The 22976-nt window shown below is 41.6% G+C and carries 24 protein-coding genes; 13 read left to right on the forward strand and 11 right to left on the reverse strand.

Annotation, left to right across the window (positions count from 1 at the left end):
• Nucleotides 1–21: 21 nt before the first annotated feature.
• From argC to rpiA, 3 genes are all read right to left on the reverse strand, one after another.
• Complete coding sequence (gene argC, locus FTV14_RS09930; protein ID WP_180053851.1) at nucleotides 22–1077, reverse strand: N-acetyl-gamma-glutamyl-phosphate reductase; 1056 nt, start codon at nucleotides 1075–1077, stop codon at nucleotides 22–24.
• A gap of 198 nt (nucleotides 1078–1275) precedes the next feature.
• Nucleotides 1276–1956, reverse strand: coding sequence for a M48 family metallopeptidase (locus FTV14_RS09935; protein WP_159122733.1), 681 nt, complete (start codon nucleotides 1954–1956; stop codon nucleotides 1276–1278).
• A gap of 144 nt (nucleotides 1957–2100) precedes the next feature.
• Nucleotides 2101–2772 (reverse strand): ribose-5-phosphate isomerase RpiA, encoded by a 672-nt coding sequence (gene rpiA / locus FTV14_RS09940; protein ID WP_159122734.1) that lies wholly within the window; start codon nucleotides 2770–2772, stop codon nucleotides 2101–2103.
• Between the two features lie 104 nt (nucleotides 2773–2876).
• Here rpiA and ilvA point away from each other — a divergent pair, with 104 nt between their 5' ends.
• The 3 genes from ilvA to FTV14_RS09955 all read left to right on the forward strand — a co-directional run bounded on the left by ilvA (nucleotide 2877) and on the right by FTV14_RS09955 (nucleotide 6572).
• Entirely contained in the window at nucleotides 2877–4415 is a 1539-nt protein-coding gene (ilvA, locus tag FTV14_RS09945) for a threonine ammonia-lyase, biosynthetic (protein ID WP_180053839.1), read from the forward strand.
• Nucleotides 4416–4578: 163 nt separating this feature from the next.
• Nucleotides 4579–5235: a TrkA family potassium uptake protein gene (locus FTV14_RS09950; RefSeq protein WP_180003231.1), complete on the forward strand. Its 657-nt coding sequence runs from the start codon at nucleotides 4579–4581 to the stop codon at nucleotides 5233–5235.
• Entirely contained in the window at nucleotides 5232–6572 is a 1341-nt protein-coding gene (locus FTV14_RS09955) for a TrkH family potassium uptake protein (protein WP_180003229.1), read from the forward strand. Before FTV14_RS09950 ends, FTV14_RS09955 begins: the two co-directional genes overlap by 4 nt.
• A 64-nt stretch (nucleotides 6573–6636) precedes the next feature.
• Here FTV14_RS09955 and FTV14_RS09960 read toward each other — a convergent pair whose 3' ends face one another.
• The 3 genes from FTV14_RS09960 to FTV14_RS09970 form a co-directional block, all read right to left on the reverse strand.
• Entirely contained in the window at nucleotides 6637–7779 is a 1143-nt protein-coding gene (locus FTV14_RS09960; RefSeq protein ID WP_179992337.1) for a phospholipase A, read from the reverse strand.
• 22 nt (nucleotides 7780–7801) lie between these two features.
• The gene (locus tag FTV14_RS09965) at nucleotides 7802–10741 is read right to left on the reverse strand and encodes an insulinase family protein (protein WP_180053840.1); all 2940 of its coding nucleotides are present in this window, start codon (nucleotides 10739–10741) and stop codon (nucleotides 7802–7804) included.
• Nucleotides 10742–10888: 147 nt separating this feature from the next.
• Nucleotides 10889–11338 (reverse strand): GNAT family N-acetyltransferase, encoded by a 450-nt coding sequence (locus FTV14_RS09970; protein ID WP_180053841.1) that lies wholly within the window; start codon nucleotides 11336–11338, stop codon nucleotides 10889–10891.
• A gap of 261 nt (nucleotides 11339–11599) precedes the next feature.
• On the opposite strand from FTV14_RS09970, the gene FTV14_RS09975 reads away from it, so the two are divergent.
• Genes FTV14_RS09975 through FTV14_RS09985 form a run of 3 tightly spaced genes read left to right on the forward strand, consistent with a single transcriptional unit; the run spans nucleotide 11600 to nucleotide 13568 of the window.
• Entirely contained in the window at nucleotides 11600–12604 is a 1005-nt protein-coding gene (locus FTV14_RS09975) for an adenosine kinase (protein ID WP_180053842.1), read from the forward strand.
• A gap of 14 nt (nucleotides 12605–12618) precedes the next feature.
• Complete coding sequence (locus FTV14_RS09980) at nucleotides 12619–12927, forward strand: Rieske (2Fe-2S) protein (RefSeq protein WP_373684488.1); 309 nt, start codon at nucleotides 12619–12621, stop codon at nucleotides 12925–12927.
• Between the two features lie 20 nt (nucleotides 12928–12947).
• On the forward strand, nucleotides 12948–13568 hold the full coding sequence (locus FTV14_RS09985) for an OB-fold-containig protein (RefSeq protein WP_034702547.1): 621 nt from the start codon (nucleotides 12948–12950) through the stop codon (nucleotides 13566–13568).
• 65 nt (nucleotides 13569–13633) lie between these two features.
• Here the strand turns inward: FTV14_RS09985 and FTV14_RS09990 are convergent, their stop codons facing one another.
• Entirely contained in the window at nucleotides 13634–14308 is a 675-nt protein-coding gene (locus tag FTV14_RS09990) for a YidB family protein (protein WP_180053843.1), read from the reverse strand.
• 113 nt (nucleotides 14309–14421) lie between these two features.
• Complete coding sequence (locus tag FTV14_RS09995; RefSeq protein ID WP_004786043.1) at nucleotides 14422–14892, reverse strand: DUF6231 family protein; 471 nt, start codon at nucleotides 14890–14892, stop codon at nucleotides 14422–14424.
• A gap of 35 nt (nucleotides 14893–14927) precedes the next feature.
• Here FTV14_RS09995 and FTV14_RS10000 point away from each other — a divergent pair, with 35 nt between their 5' ends.
• On the forward strand, nucleotides 14928–15800 hold the full coding sequence (locus FTV14_RS10000) for a DUF2797 domain-containing protein (RefSeq protein WP_179992333.1): 873 nt from the start codon (nucleotides 14928–14930) through the stop codon (nucleotides 15798–15800).
• A 110-nt stretch (nucleotides 15801–15910) separates the two neighbouring features.
• Here FTV14_RS10000 and FTV14_RS10005 read toward each other — a convergent pair whose 3' ends face one another.
• The 3 genes from FTV14_RS10005 to FTV14_RS10015 all read right to left on the reverse strand — a co-directional run bounded on the left by FTV14_RS10005 (nucleotide 15911) and on the right by FTV14_RS10015 (nucleotide 18816).
• A complete protein-coding gene (locus tag FTV14_RS10005; RefSeq protein WP_179992332.1) occupies nucleotides 15911–17776 on the reverse strand; it encodes a SurA N-terminal domain-containing protein in 1866 nt (621 codons plus the stop codon).
• Nucleotides 17777–17906: 130 nt separating this feature from the next.
• The gene (locus FTV14_RS10010; RefSeq protein WP_004786051.1) at nucleotides 17907–18179 is read right to left on the reverse strand and encodes an HU family DNA-binding protein; all 273 of its coding nucleotides are present in this window, start codon (nucleotides 18177–18179) and stop codon (nucleotides 17907–17909) included.
• 157 nt (nucleotides 18180–18336) lie between these two features.
• A complete protein-coding gene (locus FTV14_RS10015) occupies nucleotides 18337–18816 on the reverse strand; it encodes a phasin family protein (protein ID WP_125278308.1) in 480 nt (159 codons plus the stop codon).
• A 205-nt stretch (nucleotides 18817–19021) separates the two neighbouring features.
• Here FTV14_RS10015 and FTV14_RS10020 point away from each other — a divergent pair, with 205 nt between their 5' ends.
• From FTV14_RS10020 to hscB, 6 genes are all read left to right on the forward strand, one after another.
• Nucleotides 19022–19672, forward strand: coding sequence for a hypothetical protein (locus FTV14_RS10020; protein ID WP_104426168.1), 651 nt, complete (start codon nucleotides 19022–19024; stop codon nucleotides 19670–19672).
• 111 nt (nucleotides 19673–19783) lie between these two features.
• Complete coding sequence (locus FTV14_RS10025) at nucleotides 19784–20257, forward strand: Rrf2 family transcriptional regulator (RefSeq protein WP_179992330.1); 474 nt, start codon at nucleotides 19784–19786, stop codon at nucleotides 20255–20257.
• A gap of 1 nt (nucleotide 20258) precedes the next feature.
• Nucleotides 20259–21476: an IscS subfamily cysteine desulfurase gene (locus FTV14_RS10030; RefSeq protein WP_104426169.1), complete on the forward strand. Its 1218-nt coding sequence runs from the start codon at nucleotides 20259–20261 to the stop codon at nucleotides 21474–21476.
• Between the two features lie 104 nt (nucleotides 21477–21580).
• A complete protein-coding gene (gene iscU / locus FTV14_RS10035) occupies nucleotides 21581–21967 on the forward strand; it encodes a Fe-S cluster assembly scaffold IscU (RefSeq protein ID WP_004786061.1) in 387 nt (128 codons plus the stop codon).
• 36 nt (nucleotides 21968–22003) lie between these two features.
• Nucleotides 22004–22324 carry an iron-sulfur cluster assembly protein IscA gene (gene iscA / locus FTV14_RS10040; protein WP_004786063.1) on the forward strand — a complete coding sequence of 107 codons (321 nt, stop codon included), beginning with the start codon at nucleotides 22004–22006 and terminating at the stop codon, nucleotides 22322–22324.
• Nucleotides 22325–22455: 131 nt separating this feature from the next.
• Nucleotides 22456–22971, forward strand: a complete 516-nt coding sequence (hscB, locus tag FTV14_RS10045) for a Fe-S protein assembly co-chaperone HscB (protein WP_004786065.1) — start codon at nucleotides 22456–22458, stop codon at nucleotides 22969–22971.
• Nucleotides 22972–22976: the final 5 nt, after the last annotated feature.

Genomic DNA, 22976 nt, shown 5'->3' on the forward strand with positions numbered 1-22976 from the left:
TGTGAAGTTCTAATACGTTTTTTATGGTAATAAACCAATATTATTCAAGCCTGCATTTTCTGCAAAGCCGAACATCAGGTTCATGTTCTGTACTGCCTGACCAGCTGCACCTTTGACCAGATTGTCCTGAGTCACCAGAATCACCAGTTTGGCTGGTTGTGGCTTATACAGTGCGATACGCAACTGGTTGGCACCGCGTACCGAACGGGTTTCTGGCGAACTGCCTGCTGGCATCACATCAACAAACTGTTCATTGGCATAGAACTGCTCGTACAGTGACTGCAAGTCAGCTGCCTGACCTGCTTCAGTTAAATCGATATAAATCGTTGATAACATCCCACGAATCATCGGCACCAGATGTGGCACAAACAGGATATGGTCAAACACGCCTTTTTGACCTGAAATATTTTCTAGTGCTTCTACGATTTCAGGATGGTGACGGTGGCCCGCAACGCCATAAGCCTTAAAGTTATCAGCATTTTCAGAATAGATCATGCCCAGGCTGGCTTTACGACCTGCACCTGATACACCTGATTTTGCATCGATAATAATACTTTCTGGTTTTACCAAGGCCTCACTTGATTTTAATACTGGTGCCAGACCAAGCTGAACCGTCGTTGGATAACAGCCCGGATTACCAATCACACTCGCCTGTTTGATCTGGTCACGGTTAAGTTCAGACAGACCATAAACAGAATCTTTTAACACTTCTGGGCAAGCATGTTCCATGCCATACCATTTTTCGAACTGTGCCAGATTTTGCAAACGGAAATCAGCTGCAAGGTCAATTACCTTGGTATTGGCTGCGACAAGTTCTTCAGCATGTTTCATGGCAACCCCATGTGGTGTCGCGAAAAATACCACATCACATGCTTTTAAAAGATCAAGGCTGAGGTCAGAAAACTGAAGATCCGTATGTCCACGCAGACTCGGGAACATGTCATCGACACGGCGGCCTGCTTCAGTACGTGATGTCAGTGCTTTAACCTCTACATTCGGATGTCGCAGTAATAGACGTAAAAGTTCAACGCCTGTATAACCTGTACCACCCACAATACCCACTGAAATCACGATGATTACCTCAAACTAGATGTTTCCTTTATGGGCTGTAGTATGACAGGAACTTGAGGTTTTCTAAACTGTTTCACTAGGGATTGATGGTTTTTTATTTACCCTTTTATTTTGAGTGTTTTTAAAAAATTTGAGAGGATGATACCTATTGCTTAGGCTATTTGGAAGTAAATAAATACTATCCTCGTTCCTTTAAAGATATTCTTAAGCTGCCCACCAATATGGCATGACAGTATTTTTCAGAATTTTACGGTGAATTAAATAATTTGGGTCATGCTTGGCCACTTCCGCCCAAAAACGAGGACTATGGTCAAAATGCCGGGTATGGGCCAGTTCATGCACACATAAATAACGCACGATTTTTTCAGAAAATAAAATGATGCCGCTATTTAGCATAATGTCATGTTTGGCCGAACAACTGCCCCATCGTGTTTTCGGCTGGCGAACATTACAAATGTTAAATGATAATCTTGTTTCTTGACTTACTTTGTTCAGATAAACAGGCAGCTGCTCTTTGGCATAAGAAATAATAAAAGCTTTTAAATATCCTTCAGGATTTCGATCACTAATCGACAACTGTAATATTTCAGCATCAAAAAGGAAGTTCTGCTTCTGACTTTGATAAACAATCTGAATGGGTGAAGTCTGATTAAAAAGCTGCAATTCTGCTGGTAAAGATCTATCAATACTTTGATTTTTTTCCTGCTGCAATTTCCAGGTTTTGAGTAGCCAGCTTTCCGCTTGGTCAATAAAATTTTGAATCTGTTTTTTGCTACAAAATATCGGTGCAGTTAAACGGATTTGATCACCCTCTACACGCAGTCTGAGACGTGTTGAGCGAACATTTCGGGTGATTTGGATTTCGGGCAGGTCGTTTAGGGTCATTTTTTATATTTAATCGTTATTTTACTAATCCCCCTCGATCCCCCTTTAATAAAGGGGGAAGTTCAAACTTATAGAAGTTTCGAGGAGCTTTATCAAATTAAAGACTTTTCCCTCCTTTGAAAAAGGAGGGTCAGGGAGGATTTCTTAAATCGCTGTACGCTCTTCAATACCATTATTGGTCGCAACAATCGCAATATCCGCTTTATTGATCGCGAAAATACCGTTACATACGACGCCTGGAATGTCATTAATCGTTTTTTCCAGCTCAAGCGCATTCAGAATATTCAGGTTATGCACATCCAAAATAACATTTCCATTATCAGTCACGACACCTTCACGGTAAGCAGGATCACCACCTAATGCCACCAACTTACGTGCGACTGCTGAACGTGCCATTGGAATCACTTCAACAGGTAATGGGAAATCACGACCCAACTGCTCTACCCATTTCGAATCATCGACGATACATACGAATTTTTTCGCAATCGACGCCACGATTTTTTCACGTGTAAGCGCAGCACCACCACCTTTGATCATGTGCATATGACGGTCAATTTCATCAGCACCATCGACATAGGCATCTAAACCGCCCACGCTATTCATATCAACCACTTCAATGCCTAATTTTTTCAGACGCTGTGCAGTCGCTTCAGAACTTGCAACAGCAGCTTCCAATTGCAGTTCTGGTAAAAGGTCAATTAAAAAGTTAACGGTACTACCTGTACCTACGCCTAAAATGCCCCCTTTTGGTAAGTGTTTTAAAGCCGCTTTGGCTGCAGCTTGTTTTTTCTCATCTTGGGTTGCATATAGACTCATGACATCACTCAACTAATTTGGACTTTTGCAGTAATTTTAAACCGCAAAGCCGTGTGGTTTGTTACAATAGAGTCTTATTTTAAACTGTTAGATGGAAAATTAACATGCTGTCTCGTTTGGTTCGACAAATTTTACAAGCAACGGTCTACGATGTTGCAATCGAAACCCCACTCGAAGCAGCGCCACGAATTAGCGAACGCTTAAATAATAACATTCGCTTTAAACGTGAAGATTTACAACCGGTCTTTTCATTTAAACTACGCGGTGCCTATAACCGTATTAGTCAATTACCGAAATCACAACTCGAACGTGGCGTTATCACAGCTTCAGCAGGCAACCATGCACAAGGCGTGGCACTGTCAGGGAAAAAGCTGGGTATTCGCGCGATTATTGTGATGCCAAAGACCACGCCCGACATTAAAGTCCAAGCAGTAAAACGTTTAGGGGGTGAAGTAGTATTACATGGTGATTCATTTGACGTTGCCAACAAATATGCCATTCAGCGTGCCGAAGAAGATGGCATGACCTTTATTCCACCTTATGACGATGAACTAGTGATGGCCGGTCAAGGTACGATTGCCAATGAAATCCTGCGTCAATGGCGTGATGTGGAATATGTCTTCGTTGCTGTTGGTGGTGGTGGCCTGATTGCCGGTGTTGCAGCGTACTTGGGAGATGTGGCTCCGCATGTCAAAGTTATTCCTGTGGAATATGATGAATCCGCGTGCTTAAAAGCGGCCTTAGAAGCCAATGAACGTGTGATTCTTCCATCTGTCGGTTTATTTGCCGATGGTACTGCAGTGGCACAAATTGGTGAAAAACCTTTTGAGGTCATCCGCCTGCAAAAATCAGATAACTCTGGCCCAATCGTTGAACCAGAAGTCGTGCTGGTCAATACCGATGAAGTCTGTGCAGCAATTAAAGATACTTATGATGAATGCCGTAGCATCGTAGAACCGTCAGGTGCAATGGCATTGGCCGGTATCAAAAAATATGTAGCAGAACACGGCATTAAAGGCAAAAACATCGTATCGATTGTTTGCGGTGCGAACATGAACTTCGACCGTCTGCGCTATATTGCCGAACGTACAGAACTCGGCGAACGCAAAGAAGCTATCTTTGCCGTAACTATTCCAGAAGAAAAAGGTTCATTCCTGAAATTCTGCCGTGCACTACAAGGCCGTAATATCACAGAGTTTAACTACCGTTCAAGTGATGCTTCTGCAGCTCAGGTCTTTGTCGGTATCAGCCTGAAAAATGGTGAAAAAGAACGTCAGGAAATCTATGAAAACCTGAAATTCGACTACGATGTTGATGATCTGTCTGATGACGAAGTCGCAAAACTACATATCCGTTACCTGATTGGCGGTCATGCCGATATTGAAAATGAACGCCTGTTCCGCGTGGAATTCCCGGAACGTCCAGGTGCCCTGCTAATGTTCCTAGAACGTCTTGGCCCAACGCATAACATCACCCTGTTCCATTACCGTAACCACGGCGCTGCAGAAGGTCGCGTACTGGTCGGCCTAGAAGCAGAAGATGCACAGCAAAATCCAGATGGTTTGATTGAGACATTGGAAAGCATTACTTATCCATATGAAGAAATCACCAACAACCTAGGTTATCAGCGTTTCTTGAAATAATCAGTTTGATATAAACCGCCTTTCGAGGCGGTTTTTTTATGTCCAGCTAAAAAAATGTATGAAGTATTTATGTAAGGCCAGATAGCTGAAAACTATAAAAATCTTTAAGATACGTACTTAGACATGAACTGATTTGAAATAAAAAAGATTTAGGGAAATATGCATGGCATTATTTGCAGTCATTGGGCTGGGCAGCTTCGGTGCAACAGTGGCGACTCAACTGATCAGCCTGAAACATGATGTGATTGGAATCGATCTCGACAAAAAATATGTGGAAAATATTTCCGATCAGCTTACCCATGCGGTGATTGCCGATGCAACCGATGAGCATGTCCTGGATGAACTGGATATCCAGCGCTGTGAAGCAGTCGTAGTCGCGATTGGTGAAGATATTGAAGCCAGCATTCTGTGTGTACTGCATCTAAAAAATATGGGTGTAAAGAAAATTTGGGCCAAAGCCAAATCCAAAGCCCACCATATGATTTTGACTCATCTGAATGTCGAAAAAATTATTCACCCAGAAGAAGATATGGGCGTTCGTGTGGCACAATCACTCAGCTACCCGATGGTTAGCCGTTATATGTCACTTGAAGATGATCATTATATTGTCAAGATCGAGATTCATGCCGATCATCATGACACTCCCTTACACCAGTTAATGAGTCAGGTTCCCGAAATTAAAGTTCTTTTGCATAAACGTGGCACTGAAATACAACATATCGTAGATCTTGGACTATTACTTAAGGAAGGTGACATTCTGGTAGTTGAAGGATTGCTGGAACCTTTACGCCGTTTATCCAAGCATTTTAAGGCCATATGAAAAGTTCACATTTAAACCAGAACAGGATTGTCAATCTCAGTCCACCGAGTCTGCTGGCCTTAGGTTTTCTCGGACTGATTTTTATTGGCTCTTTATTACTGATGCTGCCCTTTGCCCATCAAACTGAAATCAGCTGGTTAGAGGCGATTTTTACAGCGACTTCTGCAGTAACGATTACCGGGCTATCTGTGGTTAATGTTGGTGAAGCTTATACACCCTTTGGGCAGGTCGTGATTATGTTCCTGCTGCAATGTGGTGGCCTCGGCTTTATGACCTTTGCCATACTCGCTTTTATGAGCCTGTCACCTAAACTTGGTTTAAGACAGCAAGTGATGGCACAGGAATCTATTGGCCAGACCAGTTTGAAGAAAGTCAGTTTTACCATTAAAGCGGTATTTCTATATTCCCTGTTTTTCGAAGCCATTGGCACCCTAATTTTAACCATGGCGTGGCTGGAAGATTATCCTTTTGGTGAAGCACTGTTTTATGCGGCTTTCTATAGTGTTTCTGCGTTTAATAATGGCGGGTTTTCTCTTTTCCCCAATAGTTTAATGAGCTTTTCCGGCCAGTATTTCGTGACCTTTACGATCAGTATGCTGTATATCATTGGTGGGATCGGATTTCTGGTTCTGATGGATGTAAAACAGAATAAAAGCTGGCGCAAGCTCAGTCCGAATAGCAAGCTGATTCTAACGACGATTATGGGCCTGAACCTGAGTGCTTTTATTGTACTCTGGCTATTAGAAGCCTCTAATCCACAAACATTAGCGCTGATGAGCGTAGGTGATCAGGCACTCAACGCCTGGTTCCATGCCACAGTTCCCCGCTCTTCAGGTTTTTATAGTCTGCCCATGGACCAGATGAGCGATGCCTCAAGTCTAGTCACCATTTTTTTAATGTTTATTGGTGGCGGCTCCTTAAGTACGGCGGGTGGAATTAAAGTTGGTACGTTTATTATTGTGGTGATCAGCGTAATCAGTTTTCTACGCCGTGAAGATGAAATCCGCTTGTTCAATCATTCTATTTCTGAGAAAACTACTTTTAAAGCCTTAGCGGTTGTGTGTATTACTGCAGGTCTGGTCATGACCGGTTTTATGAGTTTACTCATTCTAGAACCCGATCATGATTTTTTAGATTTGCTGTTTGAGGCGGTTTCTGCCGCCTGTACAGTTGGATTAACACGTGGTGTCACTGGAGAATTGCAGCCAGCAAGTTTAATCATTCTGATGCTAATGATGTATGCGGGTCGTCTAGGACCTTTGACCCTTGCTTATTTAATTGCAACACCGAAAAAGAGCCGTCTTAAACATCCGCCTTCAGAAATTCAGATTGGTTAAGATTTAAATGAATACGCATAAGCAAAAAAACCACGCCTGAGCGTGGTTTTTTACATGAAACAGATTAGTACCAGTTCATTAATGACACACCCAGACCCACATAGGTCGCACGGTGATTATAATCAATCAGACTTTCACCATAACCATCAAAGAGCTGGAATTGGCCGCGTAGACGCCCACTGATCGGAAATGACCAGTCAAACTGTACCGCACCACGGTTATCATCTCCACCTTTTAGCGTATGACGCAACATCAGGGAAAAATCGTGGGCATTATGACGATAAAATGCAGTTAAATCCCCACGCCCGATATAGTTTTTAATCTCGGGATTATTGTCATCAGCACGGTCTTCTTCAATACGATACCAAGGGCGCAGCATCATGGCGAAGTTGTCTTTTTCAAAACCGAGATTCAGCATTACCCGGTTCCAGCTACGAGATAATGGATCCGAACGGCCATTAGACTGGTGATTAAGCGTCAATCCCAGCATACGCCAGTTTAAACCAAACAGATCATAATTAGTACGGAAGATCAGGCTTGCTTCAGGCTCATAATTGGTCTCACGAAATGGTCGGGACTCTTCCGAGTTATATACCTGCCAGCGTGAAGACTGGGTATAACCCAGCCAGAGATCCCCGTTATCACCCAGAATATTTTCAACCGCCTTGGTTTTTAAAGATAACTGGAATTTCCCTTCAATCGAGGTCAAATTCTGGTCTTCTTTAACCGTGTTATTTGGGTTTTCGCTTTGCGGAAACTCGTTTTTCTTGGAAGTCCAGAATCCTGGCATCAGATAAATCGGCTGATAGGAACGGATATTCCAGGTACCCAGTTTACTTTCTGGCGACAATTCCCAACGGCTATCCAGCAAGGATAAAGCCGGAGTCAGCTTTGATCCTTCAGAAGCATAGATATTGGAAACGGTCTGTTCAATTTTCGCTTTGAGGTTGTCGGGTTCGGGCGCAATTTCTATGGCTGCACGCCGTTCAGAAACAATATCAGGCTTACTATCGGCCGGTATTTTAAATACCGCATCATAACAGGCCAAGCGTTCTGAATTGGTTTCAACCGCAGAGCAAGCCTCAGCCGTTGCCGGCATCGGACTACTCGCTACAGTTTTATCTTCCGCATTAACTTGCGTCCCAACTGCACAGCCAAGCAAAACGCCTAGCTGCAAAGTTGAGCGCTTAATAGAATTAAGCGCCATCCTCTATCCTCATTGTTTTTATTTATTGAACTTGCTGAATTGTAAAGCCGAGTTGTTCTAAAGTTTCTCGTTTGGCAAATGGCGCAACCACCGCTTTTGAAGCTTGCTGTTCAACCAGATAAGTCTGTGCGACACGTTTCAAATCATCTAAAGTGACATGCAACAAACGTTCCCGAAGCTGTTTACGGAATGCTGGCGTACGTTGATGCAGGTAGGCATAACAGGCAGTAATCGCTTCACCTGCTGGTGACCCCGGTTTGTCCATACTGGCAATTAAACCCAAGATGGCTTCTTCCAGCTGATGCGGTTGTTGAGGTGCGTTAAGCAACCATTGGATACTTGCATCAAAGTCCTGAAAAGTCTCTGCTAAGCGTGGATCGCGATAACTATAGAAGCGGAAAGAACATGCATTTCCGTCATAGCTTGCGCCACCACCATAAGCACCGCCTTTTTCACGGATTGCGCTATGCAGATAACCATTACGCAAGTAGCCTGCCAATACCATCAAGGCAGCAGCATCAGGATGTGAAACTTCTACCGCAGGATAAGCTGCTGCACAGAACTGCACATTAGTCTGAATCAACCAGGCTTCATCATTGCTATGATTAACTTTTTCAACCTGAGTCAATTCTGCAGGTGCAGTATTCACTTCTAGTTTGTCCCACACGTTTTGAATTTCTTCAATCAGACGCTCAGACTGCTGTTCTTCACACACCAACAGGAATTGTTTTGGTGCCTGTAGCAAGACTGTATGAATGCGTTTTAATTCATCAATCATAGCATCATAAGCTGCTGGATCTTTTTCAGCCTGATTGACCAAGTTAATCAGCCAGTTCAAAGCACCCAGACCGGTATTATGATAATCACGCAAGGCTAGAGCGCTATGCTGACGTGATGCCACTTGCATCGCATAGCTATGACCCGAACCGGAAATACGTGATTGCCAGCGAGTTTTACGCTGTTGTAATAACTCAATAATACGGCCTTTTTCATCAAAGCGTAGCTGCTCAAAACCGATCTTTAACAGACGGATCGCATCCAGATGGCTAGCCAAAGATTTAGTCGTTAAAGTTAACCACGCACTGATCTTGTTTTTGTCATCCACTTTAGAACGCAATGAAGCGCCCATGCCCAGACCACCACTGACTGCTGTTTGCAGTTGCTGGAATTGCAGGTAATCATATTCACCCGCACCAACTTCACCCATTAAAATAGACAACAGGTTGAAATACGGTGATTGCACCACTTCATCTGGAATTTTCACCAACACCTGTTGGTAATAAATCCCATTGGTACCTGCATGATAAAGATTCAACGGCGTATCTACGCGGTTACAGATAATCTCACGCAACTGGCCTTGAACAATCTGCAATTCCGCAGGCACATCTTCCAGACCCACCTTAGGTAACAGATTCAAATCATCTGGAGTATCTTGGCGGATATTTAACGCTTCAGTTTGAGCATTGATCTCTGCTTTTTGCTCTTCAGTTAAAGCTTTACCAATTTCAGCCAGACGTGCTTTTTCTTCTTCCGCTTCTTTGGCAGATTTAGTTGCATCTGGAACTAAAGTCAGTTGAACACGGTGCGGATTATCCAGTAGATGCTCTTTAATCAGATTCGACAGCCACATTGGATCTTGCAACTCTTCTTTTACTGAAGCAATTGCAGAGTCCACATCCCAGACTTCAACCGGATCACGATGGTGAATTGCACTGCTTAAACCGCTCAAGATCAGGCTTAGGCCATAAGGTGTACCATCACCATTGATTTCACGCTGATGCAATTCGATCTGATGCAGGATCGCATCTACTGCCTGTTGATCAACAGGTTTAGAGGCAACATCTTCCAGAACTTTGAAAACTCCGTTTTTGAATTCTTCAGCATGTTCCGGGTTTGAACCTTGAACCGCGCAGTAGAAGGTCATTTCAAAGTTGGAATCATCTACGCCCATGAATGGGCCAGTTGACTGTGCATAACCACAGGTTTCCAAGTAATGACGTAAGGGAGATGCTGAATCTTCCAGCAAAATCCCTTCTACCAGACGCAAGCCTAAACGTAACTTGATATCACTCGCTTCTGGCAATAACCATGACAATACGTGATAAGTCTTGTCCTTCAGATCTTCCCCATCAACTGCATAGGTTTCTGTTACATTGAGTGGCGCAGTTAAACGGGTTTCTGGCGTTGAATAAAGTGTTTCACCTTTTCCAAATTTAGACAGTGCCAGATTTTCAAACTGTTCCTGTAACTCAGCAGCAGATTTATTACCAAAGGTCATAAATACAGCATTACTTGGGTGATAATGCGTTTTATAGAAATTCACCAACTCTTCATAAGTCAGGTTTGGAATATCTTTAGGATCGCCGCCTGAGTTGTAGTGATAGGTAGTGTCCGGGAATAAGTGATGCGCCAAAGTATGATAAAGTTGATCTGAAGGTGAACTCATTGCCCCTTTCATTTCATTAAATACCACGCCTTTATACACTGGCTCGCCATTTTCCAGCTCAATACGGATACCTTCCTGAGCAAAATCCAGCGGATTCAGGTTCGCAGCAAAGGCCGCATCCATATAAACTTCTAATAAGTTCTGGAAGTCTTTATCATTTTGAGTTGCGAATGGATAAGCCGTCCAGTCTGCCGCTGTAAAGGCATTCATAAAAGTATTAAGCGAACGGCGAATCATCAGGAAAAACGGATCACGTACCGGGAATTTTTCTGAACCGCACAGTGCAGTATGTTCCAGAATGTGCGCTTCACCTTTTGAATCCATTGGCTGGGTGCGAAACGCAACCAGAAAAACATTTTCATCATGATTGGTCGCCAGATGATAATGGGTGGCGCCAGTCACTTTATGCTTATATTCAGACACTAAAATGTCTAAAGCTTCAACATGTTGTTGACGTACCAACTGAAACGCAGGATGTACAGTTTGAGAAATGGTTTCAGTGACATCTACAGTCATGCGATCTCCTAATGCTTAAATTAAAAAATTATTATTCGCATTATAGCTGTAGTTGTTTGAATTATTCACGCAGAAAACCGAGGATTTTGATCGAATTAAGTAAACCTGATCATCTGATTTTTAAATGATCAGGTTTGGCAATGATCTCTAGATCATATACTTGAAATAGTTATAACTCGGGTGGTTTTCAACAAAGACGTAGTTCTGTTTTTGATAGAAATTCGCGGCCAGTTTGGTATCGGTCTGTAAACAAAGTGCTGAATAAAATGGTCGTGCCAACTGCTCCAGATAAGCCAGAAGCTGCTTACCAACACCATGTTGACGATATTTTGGATGCACATAGAAGCGACGTACCCGGCCAATTCTTTCTTCAATACCGTTATCGCCCCATTGCTGGTTTAAGCCGCCACAGGCAATCAGTTTATTGCCATCATAGGCACAGGCCAGAAATTCATTATTTTGACTGAAACAGTTTTTTCCAGTGCGGTATTCTTCAATTAACTTATCAATCAGGTCATAACCTTCTTTACGCGCCAGTGTCGCTAAAGTGTCAATCTGATCAGGGAGCTGCTCGGCTGTTACAATCTTAATATCCATATACCCACACTGTTTTAGATGATTGTTCAAATGTCGCACCAGTATAACTGCTTGGTACTCTAATCTTATAAATAAAATCCAACCTTTAAATCAATGGCTGCACTCGCTACCGTTTAAAAATAAACCAATTCTTAGACCAAAGATTCAAGCTGAATAAGTTACAGTATTTTTTAAAGTATTCTGAAAATGTTTCAGTGAACTACAGCAAACCCGAGCAATCGTGTAAACTTAGCACTTTCATTTTTAATGTGATATTTGGATATGTCTACTGTTGACCTTTTTGCGATTGGCAATGCGCTGATTGACCAGGAATTTAAAGTTTCTGATGAGTTTTTAACTGCACATCACTTGCAAAAAGGCACCATGCAACTTGCGGATGGTGAAGCTCAGGCTACTCTGTATCAAAACTTAAAAGCAACTCAAACTTATAAAGGTCAGGCTTCAGGCGGTTCAGCAGCCAATACTACAGTTGCATTTGCAGCTTTGGGCGGCTCTGCATTCTATGCCTGCCGTGTCGGTAATGATGATTTGGGTCATATCTATCTGCATGGCTTAAATGAAGCTGGCATTAAAACTACAACCCAATCGATTAGTGAAGGCGTAACAGGTACCTGTATGGTTCTGGTCAGTCCAGATTCTGAACGTACCATGCATACCTATTTAGGTATTACTGCTGAACTGACAAATGAACAGATTGACTTCCAGCCTTTAACAACTGCTAAATGGCTCTATATCGAAGGTTATCTATCCACTTCCGAAACAGCACGTCAGGCCGTAAAACAGGCGCGTGAAATTGCCAAAGCCAATAGGGTTAAAATCGCATTTACCCTTTCTGATCCTGCGATGGTGCAATATGCCCGTGCCGGTCTGGATGAAATGATTGCAGATGGCGTTGATCTCTTGTTCTGCAACCAGCAAGAAGCATTGATGTATACCGAAACAGATACCATCGAAGCAGCTCTGGCTAAACTCAAGGAATTAAGTCAATACGTTGTCATTACAATGTCAGCTGATGGTGCGCTTATTTCCAATAATGGTGAAACCTTTACTGTGCCGGGCCGTGCCGTAACTGCAGTGGATGCCAATGGGGCTGGCGATGCTTTCGCGGGTGCTTTTTTATATGCACTTAATGCGGGTCTTGGCTTAAAAACAGCAGCAGAACTGGCAATTTTGGTGTCTAGTCAAGTGGTAGCGCAATTTGGGCCACGACTGGCGGTTTCAGAATACACAGCATTATTAAAAGATGTTCTTAAGGAATGTGCTTAATGTTTAAAATTTGCATGACTGACGATATTCCAGAGCGTGAAGCACGCTCTTTTGAACTTCCGAATGGGGATACAATTTTTATTACCCAGCGTGATGGTTCGTTTTATGCTTACCAGAATATTTGTCCACATTTACAGGTAGAACTGGAATTTCTGGAAAACCAGTTTCTGGACCGTGATCAGGAATTTATTGAATGCTCTACTCATGGCGCGCTGTTCGTAGTCGAAAGCGGTGAATGTATTTCTGGACCTTGTCAAGGCCAATCACTTGAAAAAGTTGATATTACCGTGCATTCTGATGGCGGAATTTATCTTTCAGAATAATAGCTAAAACGGATTTTGCCATGCCTGAGTTTTTACTTGACTATAACCTGATGCCATTTCATCTCAGTTTATTGTTCATCATTCTGCTTGGCGTGGCAAAAACAGTTGCCTTCTATTTTAAGCTTAAACCCAGTCAACTCCTGGAACGCATTTCTCCATATGACTTTCAGAATGTTGAATGGCTAAATGTCAAATTTTCCAAAACCCTGATTGTTTTTTTCTTCCTGATGAATTTTAGCTTTTCCGGCTATTTTCTTCAGTTTCTGATTTATTCACAGGAATATCATTTCTTACCTGCCTATTACATCATTCTACCGGCATTGATCATTGCGATTTTCTTTACCGTATTTATGATCCATTGTCTGGATCAGGTCATTCCACCTAAATATAAAAAGAATGATGTAAACCTGCTAGGCCGTTTAGCCACGATTTCAAGTGGCAATGCCCGTCCTGGCTTTTCTGCCCAAGCGCGAGTTCGGGATGAGTATGGTCAATTGCACTATGTTCAGGTTGAACCTGAATTTGGCGAACTGGAATTTCAGTCTCAGATTATTTTAATCCGTCTTAGAAAATCGCATTATGTGGCCAAGAAGATCTGTAAATCCAACCGACTCTTTAGCCTGAATCTGGAAGAAGCTTAAAGTTCATGCAGTTCAATAGAAAAAATCCCGGCCAAACGTCGGGATTTTTTATTGGATAGATAGATTTATTTTTTAAACAAGCCTGAGACCATATTCAATACATTCTGAATATCGTTATTGGCTTCCTGTTTACTGGTCTGCTCACCTTGTGGTGTCAGTGAATCAATAATCTGCGGCAAGACCTGAGAAATGGCGCTATAGACATCCTGCTTAGGCACATGTGTCTCTTGTGCGACCTGTTCTACTTCCTGGTCATCAAACAGGTTTTGTACCTGCTGCGGATCGACATTGGCATTTTCACCCGGGCCAGTAGAGACCCAGTCATCAACCTGGCTATTTAAACCTTGTCCTTTGAGTTTATCCAATGCTCCTTGCAAACCGCCCTGTTTCTGAATCCAGGCCAAGACCAGAGGCAAGACAGCAATCAATAAAGTCTTTGTTGTTGAACTGCCACCCAGTCCAGAACTTGGTCGAGCGGAAGATTGGCTCCCACCGCCGAGCTGGCTGAGTACAGAACCTAAAATTGCACCTAGGCCATTTTGCTTGTTTTGCTGTTGTGAGTTTTGATGCTGCTGATTTGGGTTCTGGTTTTGCTGATTGGCATTATTGATATGACCCAATACTGATCCAAGAATATCTGCCAATCCCCCTTGCTGGGATGAACGCTGCTGGGATTGGGCTTGGTTATTTCCTAAAGCTTGCTTGGCCAGCATTTCCACAATACTACTAAGATTGGTCATAACTCATTCCTGTATACACCTTCTCTACAGAATAGAGTCTGGGCTCATATTTTCCATGCAGGATTTTGTTAATATTTGCAATACTGATATAAGTCCTTCCTAGCTTTCCAATTTTACCAGCGATATTTATCCCAGTTTTCAGGGTTAGCCCAGAATTTAGAGTTAAACCAGTCTGGCACATGTTTATAAGTTAAAATATTGAATTGCCAGAGTGCAAAATCCGCCCCATGAACCGTCTTGTCAATCAACTGGGTCAGACCTAAAGACCTGAGCAGTTTTTCATCCTGCAAGCGACTCACCACAACCAGACGTTTTGCAAATAAATCACGCATTTTAACCAGAATTTGACTCTTCTGCTGTTCTGACAATGCTAAGGTTTCAGGAGTGTCCAGCATCACTACTGCCAGGTCATAACGCTGTTGAAAAGGCAGATTTAAAACCTCAGATACGTTAAAATAGTGCCATTGAATAGATTGCTGAAACTGAGATTGGGTTAAATCCTGCCCGATACAAATAGCAGTATGAATTGGCTGTTCTTTGGCGAAGTCGTCTAGCATTGAAGTGATGACATTCTGTTCAGCCATGACTGCATCCTTATGATTTAAGTGAGTAATTTTTTATGGAACTTCAGGGCATTTGCCATAAAATGCACGTCGGTCTTACAGACCTTAGTGTAACTGATCAAAATACCCAGCGGGCAAATGTTGAATATAAATTAATATTAGATGGATCAGAAATTAACCTTCCATTCCAGTTAGGTCAGGAAATCGAGATTGAATGGACTGGAAATATCTATTGTGTTTCTTGCGGCAAAAAAACTTCTAAATCATTCTCACAAGGCCACTGTTTTAAATGTTTTAAAACTAAAGCGTCATGTGATATGTGCATCATGAAACCAGAAACCTGCCATTATCATTTAGGCACTTGCCGGGAAGATGAGTTTGCACAGAATGTCTGCTTCCAACCACATATTGTTTATCTGGCCAATTCTAGTGCTTTAAAAGTCGGAATTACCCGGATCAATCAAATGCCGACTCGTTGGCTGGATCAGGGTGCAACTCAAGCCCTTCCTATCATGAAAGTGGGTTCTCGCCGTCTTTCCGGTAAACTGGAAGTGATGTTTGGTACCCAAGTCGCAGATAAAACCGACTGGCGTAAATTACTCAAAGGTGAAGCGAAACCTTTAAATCTGATTGAAGTTCGCGATCAGTTGATTGAAGAATTTGCACCGAAAATCCAAACTATCCGTGAAGAGTTTAATCAGAATTTGCAGTTTAATGAGAATATTGAAGTTTTAGATAAGGAATTACCACGTGAGTTCATCTATCCGATAGAGCAATATCCAGAAAAAATCAAATCTCACAATTTAGATAAAACTCCAGTGATCCGAGGCAAACTACAAGGGATTAAAGGCCAATATCTGATTCTGGATACTGGTGTGATTAATATCCGTAAATATACAGGTTATGAGCTAATTTTTAGAGCGGAATAAAATGACCGGATTTCAGAAGAGAGTTATATGCTCTCTTCTTATTTTGGATATTATTTCTTACTTAAGAAAATAAAAAACCAGCCCGTAGGCTGGTTTTTTAAAAGCGAATCTTATTTGATTTTTGCGTGAGATTTTAAGTAACGCGTATAATCATCAAATTCTTGTTGACCACGAAGCTGTTGATACAATTTCACCAGCTCACTACGTTGCTCTGCACTTAAAACATCGATCGGATTTTTCTTCACTTCAGAAACTGCCACAACCACCAATTCATTTGGCATATTTGCTGTCGTTACTGACCAGTGACCTGCTTTAGGCGCTGGCACGCTAAATGCTGCACGTTGTACATCACGCTTAAGCAGACCTTCTGCGCGTGTATAGATGCCTGCATCTTCAAATACCAGTTTACCTTTCGCAACGGATGCTGCAGGCTTGGTTTTAAACTCATTCAATGCAGTTTGAACTTCAGCTTTGGCCGCAGCAAATGCTTTATCTTGAATCAGTTTCGCTTTTACTGCTGGTTTAGCTTCTGCCAGTGTCTGCTCCCCTGCTGCATGATAATTGCGAACTTTTACCCAAGCCACATCACCATTGGCTAACTGAATGCTTGAAGATGCATTACGGTCGCCATTTTTCACGTCATCGTTAAACAGTTTAACTTTGACAGCCGCATTACTTAGCAATGGATCACGTGTCGCAAGGGTCACACCATTTGCTTTCTGAACCTGAACGCCCTTCACTTCCTGAGCAACAACATCCAGCGAGTCCGCACTTACGACCATGTCATTCAGACTGTTTACCGTATCAGAGAATGCATTAGATTTTTTCGCTGCCAATACTTCTTCAGATAAACGTGCTTTTTGAGATTCAAACGATGGAACTGCTACATCAGGCAGTTGGACTGAAATAATATGGTAGCCATAATCCGTTTTAACAGGCGCTGAAACTTGACCAGATTTTAAAGATGCAACAGTCTGATCAAATGTAGTACCGAACACGCCTTTTTCATAGACAGCGATAGCACCACCTTTAGATTTAGATTCAGGATCTTCAGAGTATTGAGCTGCTGCTTGTGCAAAAGTGGTACCAGCTTTGATTTTAGCTGCAATTTCGTTTGCCAGTTTTTTGGCTTCAGCATCGCTACGGCTATCTGCAGTCACTAGAATATGTTTAACCTCTGGTTTCACATTCTGCTTCTGGTCAGCCACAAATTTATTATAAGCTTCCTGCAATTCTGCATCAGTGACGGCTACATTGGCAGTATCAATATTGCTCGGCTTGATCACCACATAATCCACATCAACGCTAGTCGGTTGCTTGAACTGGGATTTGTGCTTTTCATAATATGCTGCAATATCAGCTTCTGATACTTTTACTGCTTTTTTATAGCTGTCCAGATTCACGCTAGCGATATGAATATGACGCTGTTCAGTTTGCAGATCTGCAATTTGCTGCATCTCAACCGGACTGACCAGTGGATAATCCATAAAAGTAGAAGACAGCATTTTCAGTGCATGATCTTTACGTAAACTTTCTACTAAAGCATTGTTAGTCATGCCGATTGATTTCAGGTAATTTTCATATAAAGCATTAGAAAATTTGCCATTCTCCTGGAAAGAAGGTTGCTGAGAAATCATTTGTGCAATTTGTTGGTCACTCAGGCTAATCCCGAGTTTTTCAGCCTGTTGCAAGAGCAATGTACGCGCAACCAGGGTATCCATCGCTTTTTGATCGATGAAGCTTTGATTTAATAAGGTTTCATCACCATTGGCATAACTTAAGTATTGTTGTTTGAATGATTTTGTCAGTGACTCTAATTCTTGTTTAGAGATATCAGTTCCATTGACTGATTTTGCTGCATCAGAATTCCCGCCGCTAAAATATCCTTCAATACCTACAAGCGCTAAAGGGGTTAAAAACAGAACGAGCAAGACCTTGCCCAACCAACCCTTAATAACTTTACGAAAAGATTCCATAAGTATTCCAATATTTTATTTGCAGAGGATTTTAACCGAAAAAACCCATTGAATGAATGTGTTAATCAAAACAATTAAATCTATCAATAAAAAACGCGCCAAAGAAGGCGCGTTTTAGGATTGAAGCAGCTTAAGCAACAGCGTCTTTTAAGCCTTTACCTGCTTTGAAGCTAGGTACTTTGCTTGCTTTAATTTCAAGAGTAGCACCAGTTTGTGGATTACGGCCAGTACGTGCAGCACGCTCTTTAACGCCGAAAGTACCGAAACCAACTAGAGTTACTGTATCACCCGCTTTTAAAGCTTCAGTAACAGAAGCAATTGTAGCATCTAAAGCTTTACCTGCGTCAGCCTTAGATAATCCCCCTTTCTCTGCAATTGCATCAATTAATTCTGATTTATTCATGAAAACTACGTCCTCTTAATATCGTTTATTTAAGGTCCAAGAATTTGTTTAAACTACCATAACGCCTTTATAGCAATGCTTTAGGTATAAACGCAATACTTATAAACCTCTTTTTTTTCAAAATATATGCGAAAAAAACATTGAATTATGAAGAAAATCATTTTGTGTGTATTTTTTCCAATAATTCTTTCTGTATTTTTTCTTGCTGCAAGGTCAATTCATCAACCTTGGCATGCAACTGAAGAATTAAACGCTCCAGATGTTGTACATCCTTCAGTGTGACTAATCCTATACGATTCAAGGAATGATGAACAGAGTTGTCGATCAGTTTTTCAACCTTATCTTTGGTATCTGTCACAGATTCGCGTGCTTTTTCGGAGACTTTTTCCACAGTTTGATCTGCAATATCGACTGTTTTGGATTCTAGCTCTTCTCCGACCTTGACCAGCGAGTCAAACAGTTTGTTGCCTTCTTCCTCTGCCCGGGAAAATGCCCCAAGGCCAGCCAACCAGATCTGCTTGGTATATTTACGAAAGTCCAGCATTGAACGTCGCTCTGAAGCAGACTTTGACTTACTCTTCACTGGTTTTTCAATCAATTCCTGATCTGTATCTTGTGTCGTTTTTGTTTTATCCATGTACACGACTCCTGCTTATTTTCTATGCAAATATCATAAAATTATCTACAAAATCACCGCATAATAGCAAATTTAGGGCTTGATAGATTTGCTAAACTGTTCTACAAAGCACTTTATTTCAAGTCTAATTTGATTTAACCCTGAAATCTTTTACTCAGCAGGATGCTTTTTCATTTTAATTTTCAGGTAAGGATTGGTTGTATATATGAGTGAATCGCAACAAAGTCAAAATCAACCACATTTGTTGCTTACGATGACTTTAATCGTTTTAGAAACAATATTCACGTTCATTCTCAAACATGACCGTGTTGTTGCTCTTCAGGCGAAGAAGTTTGTAGATGAGAATATTACAATAAAAATCAATAGTTATATTCCATATTTTGATTTCTATGTTCAGTTTACCAAAGACGGGCTGTTATTTGACTATAAAGCACCAGGCAGAGTTATTGATCTGGATGTTCGCACTACTTTAATGGATCTGATTAAGATCTTTATCTTTGGCAATCGCAGAAGCATTCGTGCGATGCGTATTGATGGCAATCAGGTTTTAAAAGACGAGTTCCGTGATTTACTGACTTTATTTGCCTTACCTAAAGTATTGTCCGACTGGAAACACTGGTTATCTGAACCACCGGCAGATGAGACCGATATTGTTTCATCAAGAAAACGTATTGCGCCTTTATTAAAGAAAATTGAAGATCAGCGTTCTAAAATTAATAGCCTGCAAGTTGAAGTTAAACAGTATCGCAACCGCATTAAACGTATGGAACGCCGTCAAAAGCGGATCAATATGGTCTTTAGTATAATCACAGTACTTTTGATTGCGTTATTAGTGTATAATTGGATCAGCGCGTAATTCTTTCATTTTCAGAAAATTAAATACGCTCGCCATTCACAAAAATAACTTGACTAATTTAGTCGGGATTCATAAAATCTACACATCTAGTCTAACCATGTGTATCGAATCATGCGCCTAACCACTCGCGGTCGCTACGCAGTGACTGCTCTACTTGATTTAGCTTTGCAGCCATCTGAACAAACGATCACGCTTGCTGAAATTGCAGCACGTCAAACTATTTCTGTTGCCTATCTCGAGCAGTTATTTGCGAAACTAAAACGTTATGGTCTAGTTTCGAGTGTTCGCGGTGCCAATGGTGGATATCATTTAGCACGCAGCGCAGATGAAATTACTGTGTTAGCAATTATTGAAGCTGTAAACGAAACAGTTGATGCGACTCGCTGTGACCATAAAGGCAACTGCCAAAATGGCGCGATGTGCTTGACTCATGATTTATGGCAAGAACTCTCCCACCACATTGCCGATTATCTCGCAAAAATCACCCTTGCCGACCTTGTAGCCCGTGACAACGTACAAACCGTGTCATTACGCCAAAATTCAGCAAACATTGATTCAGCCCTTTTATCGGTTACAGGTATTTGACATGAAACGTCCGATTTATCTTGACTATGCAGCAACAACTCCGGTAGATCCTCAAGTTGCAGAACGTATGATGGAATGCTTAACTTTCGAAGGCACCTTCGGTAATGCAGCATCTCGTTCACATGCTTATGGCTGGCAAGCGGAAGAAAAAGTTGAATACGCCCGTGAACAAGTGGCGAATTTAGTAAAAGCTGATCCGCGTGAAATCGTATGGACTTCAGGTGCGACTGAATCTGACAACCTTGCATTGAAAGGTGTGGCTCAGTTCTATGCATCTAAAGGCAAACACATCATTACTTCTAAAATTGAACATAAAGCAATTTTGGATACATGTCGTGAGCTTGAGTCTGAAGGTTTTGAGATTACTTATCTTGAGCCGCAACCAAAAACTGGCTTAATTACTCCAGAAATGGTTGAAGCAGCAATCCGTCCAGACACCATTCTTGTTTCCCTGATGATGGTAAACAACGAAATCGGTACGACAACTGATGTTGCTGCGATTGGTGAAATCACCCGTGCGAAAAAGATTTTCTTCCACGTTGATGCTGCACAGGCTGCGGGTAAAGTTGAAATCGATCTTTCTCAATTGAAAGTCGATTTGATGAGCTTCTCTGCACATAAAATCTATGGCCCTAAAGGTATTGGTGCCCTGTTCGTACGTCGTTCACCACGTGTACGTCTAAAAGCACAAATGCATGGTGGCGGTCATGAACGTGGTATGCGTTCTGGTACTCTTGCGACTCACCAGATCGTTGGTATGGGTGAAGCATTTGAACTTGCAGGCAAAAATTTACAGTCCGAACAAGCTCGTTTACGTGTACTTCGTGACAAGCTTTGGAATGGCTTACAAGATCTTGAACAGGTATTCCTGAACGGTCACCCAACTCAAAACGTTGCAAACTACCTAAACGTAAGTTTCAACTTTGTTGAAGGTGAATCATTGATGATGGCACTGAAAGATGCAGCCGTATCTTCAGGTTCAGCATGTACATCTGCAACACTTGAACCATCTTATGTACTTCGTGCATTAGGTCTTTCTGATGAACTTGCACACAGTTCGATCCGCTTCAGCTTTGGTAAGTACACCACTGAAGAAGATATCGATCACGTTTTAAATATCACTAAAGCTGCTGTTGAGAAATTACGTGAACTTTCTCCGCTTTGGGATATGTACAAAGAAGGTATCGACCTTTCTACAGTTGAATGGGCTGAGCACTAATTTTTGACTCTGAGATAGCTGTATTTACACTGCTATCTCATTGATAAAAAATTTTTAATCCCCATATTTATATTAAGGCTGACCCCGAGTTTTGGAGAAGCAACATGGCTTATAGCGAAAAAGTAATTGATCATTACGAAAACCCACGTAACGTTGGTGTTTTAGACAAAAATGCAGAAAACGTTGGTACTGGTATGGTCGGTGCACCTGCTTGTGGTGACGTAATGCGTTTACAGATCCAAGTAAATGATGAAGGCGTGATTGAAGAAGCACGTTTTAAAACTTATGGTTGCGGTTCTGCAATTGCATCAAGTTCATTAGTGACTGAATGGTTAAAAGGTAAAACCTTAGACCAAGCACAAGCGATCAAAAACATTGATATCGCAAATGAATTGGCTCTTCCACCAGTAAAAGTACACTGCTCTGTACTGGCTGAAGATGCAATTAAAGCGGCTGTTGAAGACTACCGCAACAAGAAGTCTAAAGCTTAATCATTCGTTTTTTGAAGAAAGATTCACGGAGTTTTCATGATCCACTTAACTGAAAATGCAGCAACTCATATCAGCAATTACCTCAAAAGTCGCGGTAAGGGTGAAGGCATTCGTGTTGGTGTGAAAACTTCAGGCTGTTCTGGTCTTGCTTATGTTCTTGAGTTTGTCGACGAAGTCGATACTCATGACCAGGTCTTTGAACAGTTTGGTGTTAAAGTTTTCGTAGACCCAAAAAGTCTGGTTTATCTCGAAGGTCTAGAAATGGACTACGTGAAAAACGGCTTGAACGAAGGCTTCGAATTTAATAACCCAAATAAAAAAGGTGAATGTGGTTGTGGTGAGTCATTCACTGTCTGATTGCAGCAATAATTCTCTTTTTTCAGCATTAAAACAGTGTGAAATACACTGTTTTAATTGCATTTAGGCAGTTATTTTAATTGTCATCAAGTTTAATCATTTTTGCATATTAATCGCGGACTCTATCTCCCATGAATCATTTTGAGTTGTTCAATCTTCCTGTAGCACTCGATATTGATTTAGCCACTTTAAAAGCAGAGTTTTTAAAGTTGCAGCAACAATATCACCCCGATAAAGCTGAAGATAAAGATCAGGCTTTGATTAAATCAAGCGAGATCAACCAGGCATTCAAGGCTTTGTCAGCGGTTGATAGCCGTGCAGCTTATTTACTGTCTTTAAAAAAACAGGACTATCATCTGGATCAGTCTATTAGCGATTTTGAATTTCTTCAGGATGCGCTGGAAATTCGCGAGCAATTAGATGAAGCCTCATCGGCTGAAGATCTTTCTTCTCTGAAAGTTGAAGTTCAGCAATGGATTGATGGTCTAGTTCGTGAGTTCAAAATCGACTATGAAGATGAAGACTGGGGCGAAGCTCGCGATACCGTGCGTAAACTGCGTTTCTTTGTTAAAGTCATGGCGGACATCGACAAAGCGGAAGACCGTTTCCTAGATGATGACAGCTTTGATCTTGATGATGAATTTTAATTTTT

The organism is Acinetobacter sp. YH12236, from assembly GCF_013417645.1.
Lineage (GTDB): Bacteria > Pseudomonadota > Gammaproteobacteria > Pseudomonadales > Moraxellaceae > Acinetobacter.